This is a genomic window from Winogradskyella psychrotolerans RS-3 (assembly GCF_000427335.1).
In the GTDB taxonomy this organism is placed as follows: Bacteria; Bacteroidota; Bacteroidia; order Flavobacteriales; family Flavobacteriaceae; genus Winogradskyella; species Winogradskyella psychrotolerans.
On the sequence record NZ_ATMR01000171.1, the window covers coordinates 1 to 19576 of the forward strand.

The window sequence follows — 19576 nt, forward strand, 5'->3', positions numbered from 1 at the left end:
AAGCTACCGAGCGAAACCAATCTACCGACCACCCCAAATCTTCAAAATGTAAACAGACTACAAAAGCAACACCAACTGTCATTCCTGCGCAGGCAGGAATCTATTAGATATAAAACCTTCCACTCCATTTAAGTTTTAGAGAGTCCGAGTCTAGTTAACGCAAAGTCTCAATAATAAAAAGATCAATGACAAAGTGGATTCCTGCCTACGCAGGAATGACAAACCCAAATAAACAAGCAAATGTCAGTTCGAGTGATTTTCGAGGTACGAGAAAATCGTATCGAGAACCAATCAAAAAAACAACCTACAAACAAACCCTAAAAGCTTAATCCGTAAATTGTCCTCTTGAAGATTAGTGGGAAATAAAATATATTTTGTTTTGAAGCTAACGAGCGCTACTCATTAGGGTCTTAAATTCAAATAATTACAAGAAAAAAGCTAATCAAAACCAAAATGTCTAATTTGTAGATTGTCCCCTTGAGGATTAGTGATAAATAAAATATATTTTGTTTTGAAGCTACCGAGCAAAGCTCATTAGGGGTGTTATTTATTTTTGAAGCTACCCAGCAAAGCCTTCACCAAGGCTACCAATCACAATTAACCGACCTCCAACCACAATCTTCAAAATGTAAACAGACCACAAAAGCAACACCAACTGTCATTCCTGCGCAGGCAGGAATCTATTAATATTAAAACCTTCCACTCCACTTAAGTTGTAGGGCGTCCAAGCCTAATTAGCACAAAATCTCAATAATAAAAAGATCAATGACAATGTGGATTCCTGCTTACGCAGGAATGACAAACCCAAATAAAAAAGCAAATGTCAGTTCGAGTGATTTTCGAGGCACGAGAAAATCGTATCGAGAATCTATCAAAAAAAACAACCTACAAACAAACCCTAAAGGCTTAATCCGGAAATTGTCCCCTTGAGGATTAGTGGGAAATAAAATATATTTTGTTTTGAAGCTACCGAGCGAAACCAATCTACCTCCAACCCAAATCTTCAAAATTTAAACAGACTACAAAAGCAACACCAACTGTCATTCCTGCGCAGGCAGGAATCTATTAAAGATAAAACTTTCCACTCCACTTAAGTTGTAGGGCGTCCGAGCCTAATTAGCACAAAATCTAAATAATAAAAAAATGAATGATCAAGTGGATTCCTGCCTACGCAGGAATGACAAACAAACCTCAGTTCGAGTGATTTTAAGCCTGAAAACCTTTGGGATATAAATCGTATCGAGAACCACTGCGAGAACCTCTGTCAGTTCGAGTGATTTTTGAGTTATCGAAATCAAAATATATTTTGATAGAAGATACCGAAACGAAGTTTTTAAAATCGTATCGAGAACCCATCATTACTTCACTCTACATTTACTAACCTTTTCTTAACTTTGCATCCTAAACGCTACTCACATTTGAAACTCAATCTTCAAGATATTCCTCGTGTTAAAACGATAACAAAGGAAGATTTTATAAAGCACTATTTTAAACCACAAAAACCTGTGGTCATAGAGCATTTTATAGAAGATTGGCCAGCCTATACCAAATGGAATTTAGACTATATTAAAGCTACTGCTGGAGACAAAACAGTTCCGCTTTACGACGATAGACCTGTAGACTATAAGGATGGTTTTAATCAGGCGCATGCCAAAATGAAAATGAGCGATTATGTCGATTTACTACAGCGCGAACCCACGCGCTATCGCATTTTCTTATGGAACATTTTAAAGGAAGTCCCGCAACTACAAAAGGATTTTAAATTCCCTGATTTCGGATTGCGTCTCATGAAAAAGCTACCCATGCTATTCTTTGGCGGACGCGACTCATACACCTTTATGCATTACGATATAGATTTCGCTAATATTTTTCATTTTCATTTTGAAGGCAAAAAGCAATGCATCTTATTCGACCAAAACCAAAACAAGTATTTATACAAAGTACCGCATGCCTTAATTACCAGAGAGGATATTGATTTTTCTCATCCAGATTTTGAAAAATGGCCAGCCCTAAAAAACGCAAAAGGGTGGATCTGCGATTTAAACCACGGCGAAGTCCTCTATATGCCCGAAGGCTATTGGCATTACATGCGTTATCTTACTCCAGGATTCTCTATGAGCTTAAGAGCCATTGCCCGAAATCCTAGAAACCTCAGCAAGGCGATTTACAATATCTTCATAATGAGAAACTACGATAACCTCATGCGACGTCTAAAAGGCCAAAAATGGATTGATTATAAAAACAAAAAGGCCATAACCAATACCAATCGTTATATTTAATTTTCTGACATTAATTAAATACTATTTGTATATTTGAACCCTATTTTTAAAATTAAAAACATGAAAAACATTGTATTAGTAGTCGCTTTATTAGCTTTTAGTTTTGGTAACGCCCAAGCCTTTGAAGGTAAAGGAGATCAAAAATTTCAAGTCGGAGCTAATATTCAAGATTACGCTACAGGAATTAATGTAAGTTTCGATCACGGTTTAGGAGAAAACATCTCTATTGGTGTATCGTCTTCTTACGCTTTAGGAGGTGCAGATGGTATTGAAAATCTAGATTTTGGAGATCGTTTCGATTTAAAAGCACGTTTTAACGCTAACTTAGGTAACGTTATTAATATTGATGAAAACTTTGATTTATATCCTGGTTTAAACCTTAGCCTTAAAAACTTTGGTGGTCATGTAGGAGCACGTTATTTCTTTACAGAAGGTTTTGGTGTTTTTACAGAAGCCAACTTTCCTTTAGCGAAATATGACAATGACGACTTAGTAGATATACATAACCAATTTGTTTTAAATATCGGTGCTGTTTTCAACTTGTAGATAAAACAGATAAGAGACCGCTGCGTTATTAGAATTAAGAACATAGATTAAATTCTAACAACCAACATATAGAATACTGAGCCTTTTCAATACTATTTTGAAAAGGCTTTTTTTTTATAGACCAAACCACTAATCTCAAGTCTTAATGCTCTAATCATAAATCTTCGTTCTTAGCTCTAGACTCTTGACTCTTGACTCTTGACTCTTGACTCTTGGCTCTTGGCTCTTGGCTCTTTTCTCTTTTCTCTATATTCTATATCCCCAACCACCAACCACCAACAACCAATCACCAACAACCATCAACCAACAACTAACCAACAACCAACAACCATCAACCAACCATCACCCAAAATAAGCATTCAACTTCTCATAAACCAAACCCGATTCCCAACCCCGATACAACAAATAATCGGCCACCTTTTTCTTTTTCTTATACACATTAGGTTCCTTAACCTGAGCAATACGTTTTTGCACCAGTTCGTCTAGGGTATTATAATAATCATCCAGATCAATTTCCTTTAAAGCGGTATCAATACTGTATTTAGAAATATCCCGAAACTTCAACTCGCGTAGCAAACGGTTTTTACCCCATTTCTTAATCCTGAATTTCCCACTAACAAACGCTTTAGCAAAACGCTCTTCGTTAAGGTAATTCTCCTGAATTAAATGCACCATAATCACATCAATAGCTTCCGGAATCATTCGCATATCCCGCAGCTTTTGCCGTACCTCTTTATGGCAACGCTCTTGGTAGGCACAATAATGCTCTAGTTTTTTTTGCGCTTCGTTTACCGTGTATGTTTTATTGACTTCCATGCCGTTCAAAAATACAATAGATTAAGAAAAAATAGCGATTTAAAACGTATTAATAAAGTCATATTCAAGTTTCAAAAAAGGGAATTAAACATCCTACAAATCCCAACTCTAATTACACTTTATCGTCGTTTTTTTGCACTTAATAGATAATTTGTAAGAAATCTTAACAATTTGTTAATAAATACCTACTTTTCAAGACACTGACTAGCAGAGTATTTGATATATCTTTGGTCAGTATTAATTGATTCATTATCCCTTGTATCCCTATGGTAAAAAATTACTTCCTCATTTTTATAGCATTCTTATGTTTTAGCTTGTCTGGTTATGGGCAAAATTATAATCAAATCACAAATATTGGCGACCTTACCGATGGATATTACGTAATCGCAGTAGGAGATGAAGACTACGCAATGAATAATACCCATAATGGGACTTATTTAGATAGAACAAGTATATCTCCAGTAGCTTCAGTTATTACAAATCCTCCAGCTGCAATTATTTGGAAAATAGAAACTAATGGTTCAGGCAGAACTATATATAGTGAAGACAGCTCTAAATATATATCTTATACTGGTGGCAGTAATAACGTTCAAATTGTAAATGCCGTAACTGCGAATAATCAACGATGGAATATCACATATAGCGGAGGGAATTTCATTTTTTCAAACCTTGCTTTAACAAGTAGAGATTTGCAATACAATTCTGGCTCACCACGTTTTGCTTGTTATACAGGAAGTCAAAGAGATTTAGCCTTATATAAACTAGATGAACCTTCAGGCCCAACAATCACTTACAACGGAAACGATAACACAGGTGGCACACCACCTTCTGATGGAAATGCTTACGAATCTGGAGATACAGTTACAGTTCTAGGTAATACAGGCTCTTTAACTAAAACATGTAGCTCATTTAACAATTGGAATACTGCCGCAGACGGCTCTGGTACGCCTTATAGCGCTAATAATACATTTTCTATTTCAGCGAATACCACATTATATGCGCAATGGCTTACTAGTGGAAACACAGTAACATTTGATAGCAACGGAGGTACGGGTACAATGTCTCCTCAAACTAATTGTGTGGCAGAAAATCTAACAGCAAATACGTTTACCAATGCGGGTTTCACTTTTAACAGTTGGAATACTGCTATTGATGATAGTGGCACCACCTATGCAGACAATGCCTCGTATAGTTTTGCTGCAGATGTAACGTTATATGCACAATGGGATGTATTTGTTGGACCATGCCACACTGAAGATTTTAGTACTATTGGGTCTTCTTCTGGTTATGATACTAGAACATGGACAGGTGAAGGCGGTACTTGGACAGCAACAGGTGGTCGCGAAGACAGAACAATAAATGGTAAAGCAATTACGATTAGAAATGGTACATTAACCTCTCCTTCATTTTCTGATGGTATTGGAGATATAACAATGACTACAAATTTACCCTTTAGTGGTTCTAATGGAAATTTAATAGTAAAAATAAACGGTAGTACAGTCGGGACTATTCCATATTCATCATTCATACAAACTACAACTATATCAAATATTAACATTGGAGGTACTATAATTATAACCGTTGAAAACAATAATAGTACTCGCGTTTCAATCGACGACTTAAATTGGACTTGCTACGCTGCGACTCCATGTTCAGGCACACCAAGCCCAGGTAATACCATTACTTCTGAAACTTCTGTAGTTACAGGTGGTACAACCAATTTGTCGTTGCAAAATACAACAGCTGGCTCTGGTGTAACCTACCAATGGCAAAGCTCCACAACTAGTGCTGTTGCAGGTTTTACCAATATTGCAGGAGCAACAAGTAGTACATACACAGCAACTGTAAATGAAAAAACTTGGTATCATTGTGTAGTAACTTGTAGTGGGAACGATGGGACTTCTACAGTAGTGATGGTTGATGCTGTTATTGCGTATTGTGATTTAGAAGCAACTAATACCGGTTTCGAACATATTTCTAACGTTACCGTTGGAACAGATATAGATCATGATTCAGGAAGTAATGGATACGAAGATAATACCTCAGAAGTTGCTAATGTTACTATTGGCACAGGAACTTCTTTATCAGTTACAGATTCAAGTTCTTACAGTAGTGATAATGTTTATGCATATGTAGATTGGAATCAAGATGGGGATTGGGATGATACTGATGAAACCATTTCAATGTCTTACTCTGCTGCTTCAGGAAGCTTTACTGCAACAGGTACAATTACTGCACCAGGTACAGCAGTATTAGGAAATACAATAATGAGAGTTATCATAATTGACGGCTCAGTTTCAGATGCTTGTAATGGAGGTTCTAACTTTACATATGGAGAAGTGGAAGATTATACAATTACTATCATTCCATCATGTACACCAGCAACTGATCCATCAGGAACAATAACTGGCACTTCACCTGCTTGTACATCAACCGTTTTAACGTATGGTGGTGCAGATAGTGCAAATGCCTATTGGCAAACTATAGAAGAAGGTACAAGTATTTCAGAACCTGCAACTGCTACCAAAACAGTTACTACTTCGGGTACATATTATGTTCGAATATATGACGGAACGTGTTGGTCAACCCTCTCAGCAGATAAAACAGTGATTATAAATGCTACTACTGCAATTGCAACACCACCAGCAGATACGTATGCTGTTGTAGGTAATACAGCCACTTTTAATATTACTGCAATTGGTGCAGGGTTTAGTTACCAATGGCAACAAAAAATAGGAGCAGGCGCATGGACAAACGTAGGTACAAATAGCGCTTCTTTTATAACGCCAAACACTACGTTAGCAATGGATGGTTATCAATACCGCGTACTTGTTGCAGGAACGTGTGGAAATGCAACTTCTAGTGCTGCAGTTTTAACGGTTGGAACTGTACCGCTTTGTGACGCACCACTTTTGGAAGAAAACTTTGTGTACGGTGCTTGTGAAGTCGATGATTTTTCAACAAGTGCAGAAGCAATGTCTAATTGGACATTTGTCAGCGATGGAGATGACCCATTAAAATATAACTCAACCAGTCTTTCTTATTCAGGATATCCGAGTTCAGGCATTGGTGGTAGTGCAGAGTATCAAGGTGGTGGTGATGATGATTTTAAAAGAGAAATTTCAAATACTGGTGTTTCTTCTGGAGAAGTTTATACTTCATTTTTACTTAATATTACTGGAGCAGGTTCCTTGGATTATTTCTTTTCATTTATGGATGACCACTCAACCCCTCAGTTTTATGGTAGAGTAAATATGAGAAGCTCTGGCGCAGGATATCAATTAGGAATTACAAAGTATACAAATTCAGTAGTTTGGAACACACCTGTTTTAACCTTTAATAATACTTATTTAGTTATTGTTAAAAATGAGTTTATCGCAGGAGGTGCTAATGATGTGCTTAAAATGTGGATAATATCGGGAGCTGTACCAATTACTGAAGCTGCTGCAGGAACCCCAATTTCTGCTACTACGAATGATACAGATCCCGTGTCTTCTATTAAATATATTACAATAAAACAAACTGGAAAAGAAAATGGCTTGATTGATGGCATTCGTGTTGCTACATCATGGGAAAGCTTGTTTTGTGGCACTATACCAACAGCGACATCATATACTTGGACAGGAGCCAGCTCTACATCATGGGCCAATGCATCTAACTGGTCACCTAATGGTATTCCGACAGGTGTAGATAACATAATTATTAATTCCCCAGGAACACATACCTTAAATATTGCCGATTGTCGTTCTGTAAACAACTTTACTCTAAACGGAACAGGTAATTTCAATATGGCTTCTACTGGAGTTTTTAGTGTAGAGGGTGATGTAACTTATGGAGGCACAGCGACAGCAACTCTAGATTGTGATAGCCAGATGTTTATAAAAAGTCCTAATTCGCAACCAATACCACCATTAACGTATGGTAGTTTAGATGTATTAGGAGGTGACCGTGTGTTTTCGCCAACAGGGACCATTAAAATATGCGGTGGTTTTAATGTAGTACCAGACCCAAGTACAAGTATTTATACGGTTACTGGTAGTACAGTTGAGTATACCTCGCCAGATTTGGGTTGGGTAATGACGCCATTTACCTATAATAACTTAACATTTAGCGGAACAGGAGATTTCTCATTAGGGTATTCTTCTCCTGCGGTAAATAAAACCGTAAATGTATTGGGCGATTTCGTGCAAACGAATGGCACTGTTTTCTTAGGTGAAACATCTTCAAGAACTGCAACCTTAAACATAGATGGAAACATGACTGTTTCTGGCGGTACATTTGATGTAAATAATACGTCTGGAGGAATAGGAATTGTAAACTTAAAAGGTGATTTGTCTATTGCTAGTTCAGCGCAATTGTTTGCCACTAATGCAAGTACTGCAACATTTAACTTTAATGGCATTGGTGATGGATTAAGTGCGGCAACAACACAAACTATCGATATTGCTAGTACAAACACATCAAATGTTGATTTCAATGTAAAAACTAACGCATACACGCAATTAATAAATCAAAACTTTAGACCAGCAGCAAGAACGAAGCTAAATGTAGAAACTGGAGCTACTTTAGATTTTGGCTTTAATGGCTCTACTGCATTAAACCTTGCTGGAAATGGTATAACAGGTACAGGATTCACCTCTGCTACAGGTTCTTATCTTAAAATTTCTTCACCACAAGGCATAATGAGTACCTCTGGAGCAGTAGGTAATATCCAAACCAATACAGCACCAGTAATAAATACATTGGCAACCTTCCATTACATAGGAAAAACAAACCAAGTTACAGGAAACGGCTTTGGCACTTCTTCTAATGGTAGAGCTGTTATTGTAGAGTTAGCAGACAATAGTTTTGAATTAGGATTGTCACAATCGTTTGGCATTACTGGTTTAACTAACACTAACATTAATAATGGTTTAGGCGGTATTTTAAATATTAAAAAAGGAAAAGTAATAGAAGACGCAACCAATTACATTACAGGTAGCACAGGAAGTTTAACGATGGAAGATGGTACACTATACGCTATTGCTAAAAATTCTGCCAATGACACAGATTATATTCCAAGACTGAATAATACAACTATCCCTTATGACCTTAATGGTACTTCTACCATACAATTAAATGGTACAGGACATCAAATTTTAAGAGGACAGAGAGATTACAGAAACTTAACATTTTCTACTAGTGGAATAAAAGATATTAGTGATTCTATTCTCAATATTACTGGTACTATTTTAATAGAAGATGATGCGGTATTAAATATTGAATACGAAGAAAGCATGGGAGGGTCTGGCACTAATTTAACAATGACTGGTAATTCTGAGTACATAACAGCAAGTACTACTTCTGGAGGTATTGAGCCAGCTGCACAAGGTACTTATACCTTAATTGATAATTCTAAAATAACCTTTGCTCATAATATAGCTAATGGTATAACTCTGCAAACACCTAAGCTACCTAAGATATATAATAATATCGATATTGTTGGAGACCACGTAGGTATTGCTTCCCTATCTGCAGCAGCACCTATAAAATTTAATGGCACATACAATCCTACTTTTACGGTTAAACCAACTGGTGTCTTTAAATTCAATAATTCAGCTGGTTTTAACGGAGGTACATCTACCGCTATCGATAATACCAATAGTCCAACAATTACACTAGAAACTGGCTCTACAGTAGAATATGCAGGTGACAACCAATTCTTAACAGAATTCTTACCAAGCTATAGTAACCTTAATATTTCGGGTACAGGCAGAAAAGAAATGGGATTAACTAACATAGGAATAATTATCGGTGAAGACCTAAACGTTATAGCGAGTGAACTCTATATAGACAATTCAAAATTTGTACAGGTTGAAGACAATGCAGTCATCGCTGGAGCTATTAAAGTGGAAACAAAAGGGGCTTTTGTTCAGGTAGATGATGCTGGTACATTTAGTTTATCAGGTTCAGGAACGGCTACCGTAAATAAAGTCTCATCAGATAAAACAACTCCAATGGACTATACCTATTGGAGTTCTCCAATAGAAACTATAACTATAGAATCCGTATTAACTGGAACTCCGGCAAGCAGAAAATACAAGTATGTCGCTGCTAATTACAGAGATGAATATATGGAAAATGGTAATAATAACGACGAAACCACACTAGGACAAGATGATATTGATGATGATGGTAATGATTGGGATTTTGCAACAGGTATAATGACTCCTGGAAGCGGTTACGCGATGACTGGACCGTCTATTTTACCTCCCGGACCTGCAACTTATGTTGATGAAATAGACTTTACAGGGACATTTAACACGGCAGATATACCTACTAAAATCTATGAAAATGGTTTTGCTGCAGATAATGATTGGAACTTAATAGGTAATCCCTACCCTAGTGCTATTGATTTTAGCTTATTCCATGCTGAGAATAGCGCAATAATTGATGGCTGTGCCTTTGTATGGTCGCATTCTAGTGCTCCAGACCTTGGGAATAATGGTAACGAAGTTTATAACTTTAGCCAAGATGACTATTCGATTATCACTGTAGGAAGTGGTTGTGTAGTTGCAGGACCTACCCTTCCTATACTTACAAATACTTCTATCCCTTCTGGTCAAGGCTTCTTTGTTATTGGAAAACACATAACAGGTTCAGGAACTTCAGCAAATGCGGTATTTAAAAACGCAATGCGAATTGCAGATGGAACAAGCAATAACGAATTCTATAGAAATGCAGAGCCAACTATAGAGGCTAATAAAATATGGGTGAATTTAACCTCAGACAATGGTATATTCAATCAAGCACTTATAGCTTATGTTGATGGAGCAACGGATAACTTTGATAGTTACTCTTATGATGCCCCTAGAAATTTATCAAGTGGAACAGCGGCTATTATATATACTAAAATTGAAGATAGTCCAAATAAGAATTTTGCCATCCAAGGTAAAAACCCAAATAGCCTAACATTAGATGAAGTTATTCCTTTAGGCTTTTATACTACCATTGATGTAGCGACACTTTATAAGTTTTCTATAGCACAATTAGAAGGTGAATTTATGAATACTAACGCTATTTACATCTTAGACAAATTAAATAACACCACCCACAACCTTAAAGATTCAGACTACACCTTCACCTCAGAAACAGGCGAATTTAACGACCGTTTCGAAATTGTATTTACACAATCAACACTTTCCATAAACGACAACATAGTTGAAGCTAATGAAGTAACGATAACAGAATTTCAAAATGGGGATGTTCAAATTAAAGTTGGAAACACCCACACCATAAAACATGTGGTAATTATGGATGTCACCGGACGAATCGTGTATCGCTTACAAGGCAATGATTCTACTGAGATATATGACCTCTCTAAGTTGAGTCAGGCGGCTTATATTGCTAAGATCACCTTATCTAACGGACAGGTCATCAGCAAGAAAGCAATCAAACAGCACTAAATAAACGCTCTCTATATTATGTAAAATAAGTCGCATTTAAAACATGCGGCTTATTTTGTCTTAAACCAGAGTTGGCAAGGCTTTGGCAAGAATCACAACTAAGTCTCAATTGGGATTCACCCGTAGTTACCTCGGGTGATACTCGGGTTATATTCAGATAAAGGGCGGACCATCATCGAGGTTCACCCGTAGCTCCTCCGTATCTCCTCCGTATGTACTCCGTATGTAAGCCGTATAGACCTTGAGTGACATTCAGGGTAACCAAAAACCAACGTTGGCGAGGTAACACTTCCTAAACACCCTATGTTTAGGGCAAACTTACTCCTTTTAAAGTGTATATTTTAAGGCAAGAATAAAGTTCCGACCCGCTGCAGTTATTCCCGAAGAATACGGTCTATAACGTTGATCCGTTATATTTTCTAAACTAGCCGTTAGACTAAGCTGATCATTATACTGATATTGCGTTCTAAGATTAAAGGTGTGCCAAGCTGGTGCATACGGATCTCCATTAGCATCTAAAGCATAGATATAATCTTTCGACGCTTCCGAAGGTGACAATTGGTTAAAGGCCAATTCGTTATTGTAAACCACAAAAGCATCCAATAACAATTTATTTTCTTCCAACTCAAATGCGTACGACCAAAACTGGGTGCCACATGGCGTACCGGTTCTTCTACTCCATTATTATCTTCCGTCCCTCCGATAACATTGTACTGAGAACGCAATTTTAATTGTTTGGTGAAGTTAATTTCTATACCTGCTTCAAACCCATAAATCCATGCTTTTGAAGCATTCTGTATCGCCTGAATCGTACTTAATTCACCATTGTAAACCATTTCTGTGTCACCATTAAGCTCATAATCGCGTCGAATTAAGGCATTGTCTAAAAAGGTGTAATAAGACGCTAGATCTACAATGACTTTATTATCAAAGTTCAACTTTAAACCCAACTCACCACTATAAGCATACTCTGCTTTTAAGTCTTTATTAGGCACCACAACAGCACCGGGTTCGCTATCAAACACCTTACCGATATCATCTATATTTGGTGCTCTAAACGCTGTAGAGGCGTTAAGCTTCCATTGAATTAAATCGCTTGGAGACCATGTAATACCTGCGGTACCCGTTAGGGCACCAGTATTTACCTCAGCATCATCAAAAGGTAAATTTAAAAACACATTGTTGGCCGTAAAATCCGCTTTCGCAATCACCTGATTAAACCGAAGTCCAGACTGAAACACAAACTTAGAATTCGGTTTATGCTTTAAACTCGCATAAGCCGCCATTGACTGCCACGTAGAACCATCTGGATATCGTGTAATGCTCACCACATTTTCACCAGTATCAATATTTTTATCATACCCATTTGAATGTACTGTATTATGTAGATATTCTAGACCATAAAAAATACTAGTTTTAGTATTGACGTTTTTTTCTAAATCTAAATTAAACGACAGAGCATCCACAGATTCTGCTCTTACAGCACGTATATCAGATTGAAAATCCCGATCTTCCCGACTCTCTTTAAAGTTCTGATACGCTAACGTGGTTTGAATTTTATCATATAAATTAGAACTACTACTCAATTTAGTCAACTGAAAATTCCCCATAAACCATTGTTGTGGTCCATAGTTCCATTCCGCAGAGCGTAACTCATCTCCTCTATAGCGAATAAGCCTATCATATCTAGAAAAATCTGAAGTGCTAGAATAATACAAGCCTAAATCAAAATCTAAATTATCCGAGGATTTATAACGCACCTTTTGCATTGCATTAATTTGATCGTAACCTGTTGGGGTTTGTACCTTAGGGTTTGGATTAGTAACAATAACATCTTCACCGTTTTGCTGCGTTACATAGTCTGGCCGCAAATAATCATCCAGACCATGGCTCCCCATTCTTAAATCATCAAAGTCCGTATAACTTACGCTCGTTAAAAAGGCCCAATTTTTATACCCTAAATTAAAATCCAAATGGCCTGTTTTCTCTGTATTTGCAGAAGCGAATCGCGTTAACGCTGTCGCACTAAAATCTAAAGCATCAGTTTCAGAAAATTGCGGCTTTTTAGTATAAAAACTCATCACTCCTCCAATCGCATCACTACCATAAACTACAGAGCCTGCTCCTAGAGTCACCTCTGTATGCTGCACCGAGAATGGATCTATGGCAATCACGTTTTGAAGATTACCGCCTCTAAAAATAGCGTTGTTCATTCGTACACCATCTACCGAAATTAACAGCCTATTCGTAGAAAACCCTCTAATCATAGGACTTCCGCCACCCAATTGGCTTTTTTGAATGTAAATATTACCTGTGTTTTCCAATAAATCTGCACTCGTTTGCGGATTAGACAATGCAATGTCTTTAGCACTGATACTCACTATGGTTTGTGGAATATCGCGTTTACGCTGTTCAAACTTAGAAGCTGAAATTAGAATTTGATCTAAACCTTCTACTTTAGGCGTGAGATAAACAATACTATTGTTTTTCTCTATTTGAGATTTTGTTAAGCGCTGTTCTTCATATAAGAAATCTTTAAAAAAGATGATTTCATAATCATTAAAGATAGACAAGGATACTTGGCCTTTTAAATCGGTAATAATAGTTTTGCTTTTTAACTGATTAACCAGTGCCACACCAGGAATAGGCATTTGGCTATCTGCTTCTAAAACAGTAATAGTTTGAGCAGTGCTTAGCTGTAAAAAAAGAAACACAAAAATAATATGTACGCTAGTGCGCTTCACGTATGAACTCACAATCATTATATTTTATTTTGGCAAAAGTGATCTAACGAAACACGTCGTTAAGCACTTGTAATGACTTAGGTTTTTTAAAACTTCCCAAATGTAATTCAAAATAATACAAGAGCATATTTAAAAACTCTTGTCTTTGTTTTGCCTTAATGGTTATCGTATGTAGCGCATCAAAACTTGTGCCTAACAAACGTTTTAGTAGTGTTAAATTTTCACCAGAAACAGAATAAATTCCATGATTAGAAGCTTCAAAAACTCCTGATTCTAAATTGAAGAACGCGTAGTCATTATCTAAATTTTCTGGCAGAAAGCCTAAATAGCGGGTTAGCTTTAACAAAAACAATAAATGAAAGTTTGAAAATTGATCTTCATTATCTAAATACTGAAGTGACGCTGTTATAAAATGAAATAAATCTTCGTTCTTCTCTTCTTCCTTTAACACATTAGAAAGAATTTCTGACAGAAATAAAACGATTGCACTTTTATAGATATTGGTATGAAGACTTTTGTAAATGTAATTAAACTTGGTCTCTTTTATAAAATGAAGGGATTGATTGGGTTTGTAGTTTTCTTCTATCTGAAGTTGAGATAAGGCTTGAAAATAAACAGTTTTAGAAAGTCCTTTTTTAGATTTTAAAACACCTCGTAGCATATAACTAACCACTCCGCGTTGCTCTGTATAACATTTCACGATGAGGTCGTTATCTCTATACTTTAATTTAGAAAGAACGATGCTGTTATTTTTTGAAAGCATGCTTTATCGGACTATTAGTACTTTAAGAACTTTGGTTTCAAAAGAATCTAAATCAGAAATCAATATCAAATACACGCCTGTTCTCACCACATTATTGCCAAGGTTTTTACCGTTCCAAATAGCAGTTCCACCATCAATAGCAAAATTATAATTTGAGTTAGAAGACCTTAGATTAACATTAGACTGTGCTTCTGCTACCAAATTGCCTTCAATATCTGTAATTTTAATATTAACACGCTCTGTTAGCCCACTAACTTTTACACCTTTATTTATATCATTAAGGTCGTTAAACCCAAGAATGTTGTATTCTGGTCGTACCGGATTTGGGTACACAAAAGCATCTTCTAAGGTAGATCCTGTTTTTGAACCTCCAGCTTTAAATGACAATAACCCTTTGGTTGTGGCGATATAAACAATACCGTTATCACCATCTATTGAAATGTCATTAATTCTATTAGATGGTAACGGAGAGTTGTCATTAGTAAAGTGGTAAATGGTCGTTTGCCCATCTGGCGAGAAATAAAACACTCCAGAATCTACCGTTCCAATCCATTTGTTATTGGAGCCATCCACCTTAATGTCTGTTATCGTTTCACCCTCTAACAATTCTTTTGCAATACCATTTTCTAAAATAATTATAGAACTTAAGGTTGGATTTAAATCGTCATAAAATCCCGCAGTGTTATAAAGAACTCTTAGCCCTGTAAACATCCCAACCCAAAGTTGATTTCTGTTATCTATAGCAACGGCATTGACTCTCGGAACTGGTAAACCTTGTTCTTCAGTACTAATATTGCGAAGTGGTGTATTACTTATAGTTTCATTAAAAACATAAAGTCCGTTCTTATAACCACCAATCCATTTGGTACCATTATTATCAATTGCTATATCAAAATAACCAAACTCATCTCTAATAGCATCTTGGATAATACTCGAAAAGTCATAACTCCGCCAATTACCTGTGATAGGATCGTACGATTTTAAAGGTTCAAACAAAAGTGAGCTCAAGGACCATAAAAGGCCATTACTGTCAAATGCAGTAGCAGAAACTCTAAGACTCCTAAAGTTTGGTGAGCCTGGCAATACTAAGGATTCTAAACCACTATTGGTTTCATCATATAGTATAGTGGATTCAAAACCATTTAATTCTAAAAGTCCATCTTGAAATGAGCTTACAAATACTTGGTTTTGAATAAACGGATTTACCGCAATTTGCGAGAGATTTCTTGCCCCTAATACGTTCTCAAATGGGATACTCTCCCATACTTCATTTCTATAATAACTCAAACCCCTACTCCGTATGGGGTCTGGAACCAAAGCCTCTGTATAACCGCCAAAACTAGACCATACAACACCAGATTCGGCATTAAGCCTAAACGTTTCATTAAACAAAGGGCCATTGGGTTTTATCTCAGAATAGTCACCAACTGCAGAAATAGAATTACTGAGAACACCAAAAGCCTCAGTACCTATAAAAATAGAATCATCTAAAGCAATTGCAGACGTGAAATTGGAATTATAGTCTGTTGTGGGTTGAAAAGTTCTTACGAGTTGTATATTTTCATCATATACATAAATCGCATTTGTTGTTGAATAAATAAGGCTTGATGCCGACATATCAGCATCTAAAGGCAATAAAGGCAGAGTAAATAATGTGTTTATTGAAGCTCCATTTATTTCATAAAGCACTTTATTATCGCGAACAGAATACAATTTATTATTGATGGTATTCATCGTATGATAATTACCCATTATAACAGTTTGCCATTGCTGATAATCTATTAAGTTAGGATTACTTAAGTCTGCTTTTTTTATACCATTATTATCTAAGCAAGCCACATAAATTTCATTATTTAGAATAGATACCTGTTTTACTGTAACCTGAGCTCCACCATTACCTAGAAAATAAGTATCCCCAAACTCTAAGCGTTCTAAATCATATACTGAAACTCCATAATCTGTAGAAATATAAATTTGTCCTTCATTTTCAAAGAAATGATTGATCCGCTTATTAACTGGAGTAATGTTTACCTTATCTAAAATATCTACCACAGATAATACAGAATTCTCCGTTTCAGAATAGACTTCAACCAATCCTGTTTCATATCCAATAAGTAAATATTGATAAAGCTCACTGTAATATATAGTAGTAATTTGCTCACCAGAAAGTCCTTCTACCGAAGTAATTGTAGTCAGTTCATTGGTTAGAGTGTCATATCTAAAAACAGCATTTTGAGCCGCTGCATAAATTTTATTTTCACCACTAACCACATCCACTATACTGTTATAAGAATAATGGCCTTGCCATAAGGATGAGAAATCTTGACTATAGCCTGAAGCAGTAAGTCCAAATACTAAAATAAAGATTTTAAAAACAGTAGTATTCATTAAGAAATAAGGTTTGCTCAAATATATTTAATACTAACGATAATTATGTGCTTATCATATATAATGTCATAAAAAAAGCTTCTGTAACAAACAGAAGCTAAAATTATTCTTATAAGCTTAGTTATACGACTCCTTGTGCTAACATAGCATCTGCAATTTTTACAAAGCCAGCAATGTTTGCCCCTTTTATATAGTCTATAGAACCATCCTCATTTTTACCATATGTAACACAAGACTTATGAATAGCCTCCATGATATCTTTCAGACGTGTATCAACCTCTTCTCTCGTCCAGCTTAGACGAAGAGAGTTCTGACTCATCTCTAATCCTGAAGTAGCCACGCCACCTGCGTTTGAAGCTTTCCCTGGAGCAAATAGTAATTTTGCCTTTTGAAATTCACTTATAGCTTCTGGAGTTGAGGGCATATTTGCACCTTCGACCACACAAATACAGCCATTTTTTACTAGTTGTCTTGCTTCGTCTCCATTTAGTTCATTTTGAGTCGCACACGGTAAAGCGATATCACATTTTACTGACCATGGTCTTTCACCCGAAAAATATTCCGCATTAGGATAGCTATCTACATATTCACTTATACGACCACGCCTAACGTTTTTAAGATCCATTATAAAATTTAGCTTATCAGTATCAATACCCTCGTTGTCTACAATATAACCACCAGAATCGGACAATGTTAATACCTTTGCTCCTAGCTCTATTGCCTTTTCTGTAGCATACTGTGCGACGTTGCCAGACCCAGAAATCACAACATGCTTCCCTTCTAATGTATCCTTCTTTAATTTCAGCATATTCTCTGCAAAATAAACGGTACCGTAACCTGTAGATTCTGGTCTAATTAAAGAACCGCCCCAGGTTGGCCCTTTGCCTGTTAGAACACCTGTAAATTCATTTTTTAGTTTTTTGTAAATTCCAAACATAAAACCCACTTCTCTCGCTCCAACCCCTATGTCTCCCGCAGGAACATCTGTAAACTGTCCTATATGTCTAAATAATTCGCTCATAAATGATTGACAGAAACGCATAATTTCATCATCCGATTTTCCTTTTGGGTCAAAATCCGAACCTCCTTTTCCTCCACCCATTGGTAGTGTGGTTAATGCATTTTTGAATACTTGTTCAAAAGCTAAGAACTTTAAAATACTTGCATTTACCGAGGGATGAAAACGTAAGCCTCCTTTATAAGGCCCTATTGCAGAATTCATCTGAACTCTATAACCTCTATTAACTTGTATCTCACCTTCATCATCAACCCAGCTTACTCTAAATGAAATTAGCCTTTCTGGTTCTACCATTCTTAATAGAATATTTTTACCACTATACAATTTGTGTTGAGCTATATAAGGTATTAACGATTCTGCGACTTCTCGGACGGCCTGTAAAAACTCTGGCTCATGACTATTTCTTGCCTGTACTTCTGCTAAAAAAGCATCAATTTTCTCTCTCATAAGTATTTATTTATTCTCGAAATTAAATAATTCATTCACCATTTCTAAATATTAATCTATTTTTGTCAAAAAATTAGGATATTTTATTTTAAACCTACGATTGTAAGAATATTTTGATATATTGTGGCGTCCTTATTACTTTAATAATTAGACATATATCATTTTTGTTATTATGATATTCTAAATGTTTTTATTCAATATAAAAAGGATTATATTTTATGAAGAAAATAAAAAACATGCATTTTGTCGGTTTTATTTGGTAGTTTATCGAGTTTTTATATATTTGCTGGGTAAAAGCATCAATTTTAAAATTACATGACACAAAAAATAAAGAAAATATTTGTTGCACTTGTATTGCTTTTATCGATGCAATTGAGCTACTCACAGATACGTTTTTCTCACGAGGTTGGAATTATTGCTGGCCCTATAGTTTACCAATCTGACTTTGGTGAGCGTTACGACTTTAAAACAAATTCTGGCAATACAGGATTTGGTATAGGTCTTGTTTATTATATGAACTTTGATTATCTTAGTGGTTACTATTCGTATTCAAGAAATAACTTTTTCACAAAACATTTTAAAGTACGAGCTGAACTTTCTTGGAACAAAACAGGACTTGATCATTATGGTGAATGGGTAGATGAAGATAGAACAAGTAGTGCAGCGGATAAATTAAGAGCACACTCAGGAGAAGCTCAAAATTTTGATTTGGGAGCCCAATTAGAATTTTACCCTTTAAGTTTAAGAAATTTTTCGCGTGGTGGTGATAAATTCGCGCCATTTGTAAGCTTAGGAGCGCATTACGTGTTTTATAGCCCTAGTGTAACCACTACATATGGAGATCAAAATATAAACAATCTTAATAATTTTTACCCAAGCTGGGAACCAGGATCCATAGATGTTGAGGCTGGATCTACTTGGTCTATAGTTGGTAGTGTTGGTGTAAGATATAACCTTAGTGCAATTTCAAATTTAATGGTTGACTTAAGAATTCAACGCTTTATGAATGATAAAACAGATGGTTTAGATCACCAATTAGAATCTAACAAACAAATGATTGGCTAGCTTGGTTAAATGTTGGATACATTTTCATGTTCGATTAAAACATTGAAAATAATAGTTATAAAAAA

9 protein-coding genes and 1 pseudogene are annotated in these 19576 nt (G+C 36.0%); 4 read left to right on the forward strand and 6 right to left on the reverse strand.

From position 1 onward, the window contains the following. Nucleotides 1-1418 precede the first annotated feature (1418 nt). A complete protein-coding gene (locus tag ADIWIN_RS15630) occupies nt 1419-2279 on the forward strand; it encodes a cupin-like domain-containing protein (RefSeq protein ID WP_020897026.1) in 861 nt (286 codons plus the stop codon). A gap of 60 nt (nt 2280-2339) precedes the next feature. Beyond that, complete coding sequence (locus tag ADIWIN_RS15635; RefSeq protein ID WP_040757603.1) at nt 2340-2825, forward strand: DUF6646 family protein; 486 nt, start codon at nt 2340-2342, stop codon at nt 2823-2825. A gap of 342 nt (nt 2826-3167) precedes the next feature. On the opposite strand, the gene ADIWIN_RS15640 is transcribed toward ADIWIN_RS15635, so the two are convergent. Continuing rightward, nucleotides 3168-3641, reverse strand: coding sequence for a regulatory protein RecX (locus ADIWIN_RS15640; protein WP_020897028.1), 474 nt, complete (start codon nt 3639-3641; stop codon nt 3168-3170). 266 nt (nt 3642-3907) lie between these two features. Between ADIWIN_RS15640 and ADIWIN_RS15645 the strand changes: the two genes are divergently transcribed. Continuing rightward, a complete protein-coding gene (locus tag ADIWIN_RS15645; protein WP_081669594.1) occupies nt 3908-11086 on the forward strand; it encodes a RemA C-terminal-like gliding motility protein in 7179 nt (2392 codons plus the stop codon). A gap of 327 nt (nt 11087-11413) precedes the next feature. On the opposite strand, the gene ADIWIN_RS21970 is transcribed toward ADIWIN_RS15645, so the two are convergent. The 5 genes from ADIWIN_RS21970 to gdhA all read right to left on the reverse strand — a co-directional run bounded on the left by ADIWIN_RS21970 (nt 11414) and on the right by gdhA (nt 18446). Beyond that, nucleotides 11414-11644, reverse strand: a complete 231-nt coding sequence (locus tag ADIWIN_RS21970; protein WP_020897030.1) for a TonB-dependent receptor — start codon at nt 11642-11644, stop codon at nt 11414-11416. Next, on the reverse strand, nt 11602-13842 hold the full coding sequence (locus tag ADIWIN_RS15650; RefSeq protein WP_316929658.1) for a TonB-dependent receptor plug domain-containing protein: 2241 nt from the start codon (nt 13840-13842) through the stop codon (nt 11602-11604). Before ADIWIN_RS15650 ends, ADIWIN_RS21970 begins: the two co-directional genes overlap by 43 nt. Nucleotides 13843-13873: 31 nt before the next feature. Next, nucleotides 13874-14593 (reverse strand): DNA repair protein RecO, encoded by a 720-nt coding sequence (gene recO / locus ADIWIN_RS15655; protein ID WP_020897032.1) that lies wholly within the window; start codon nt 14591-14593, stop codon nt 13874-13876. Between the two features lie 3 nt (nt 14594-14596). Then, the gene (gene porZ, locus ADIWIN_RS15660) at nt 14597-16981 is read right to left on the reverse strand and encodes a type IX secretion system anionic LPS delivery protein PorZ (RefSeq protein ID WP_040757604.1); all 2385 of its coding nucleotides are present in this window, start codon (nt 16979-16981) and stop codon (nt 14597-14599) included. A gap of 121 nt (nt 16982-17102) precedes the next feature. Then, complete coding sequence (gene gdhA, locus ADIWIN_RS15665; protein WP_020897034.1) at nt 17103-18446, reverse strand: NADP-specific glutamate dehydrogenase; 1344 nt, start codon at nt 18444-18446, stop codon at nt 17103-17105. A gap of 315 nt (nt 18447-18761) precedes the next feature. Between gdhA and ADIWIN_RS15670 the strand changes: the two are divergent. Beyond that, a pseudogene (locus ADIWIN_RS15670) lies at nt 18762-19549 on the forward strand (THC0290_0291 family protein). The last annotated feature ends 27 nt before the right edge of the window (nt 19550-19576 follow it).

Coding starts and splice junctions, on each gene's coding strand:
- ADIWIN_RS15635 (WP_040757603.1), top strand. CDS start 2,340: ATGAAAAACATTGTATTAGTAGTCGCTTTATTAGCTTTTAGTTTTGGT.
- ADIWIN_RS15640 (WP_020897028.1), bottom strand. CDS start 3,641: ATGGAAGTCAATAAAACATACACGGTAAACGAAGCGCAAAAAAAACTA.
- porZ (WP_040757604.1), bottom strand. CDS start 16,981: ATGAATACTACTGTTTTTAAAATCTTTATTTTAGTATTTGGACTTACT.
- recO (WP_020897032.1), bottom strand. CDS start 14,593: ATGCTTTCAAAAAATAACAGCATCGTTCTTTCTAAATTAAAGTATAGA.
- ADIWIN_RS15645 (WP_081669594.1), top strand. CDS start 3,908: ATGGTAAAAAATTACTTCCTCATTTTTATAGCATTCTTATGTTTTAGC.
- gdhA (WP_020897034.1), bottom strand. CDS start 18,446: ATGAGAGAGAAAATTGATGCTTTTTTAGCAGAAGTACAGGCAAGAAAT.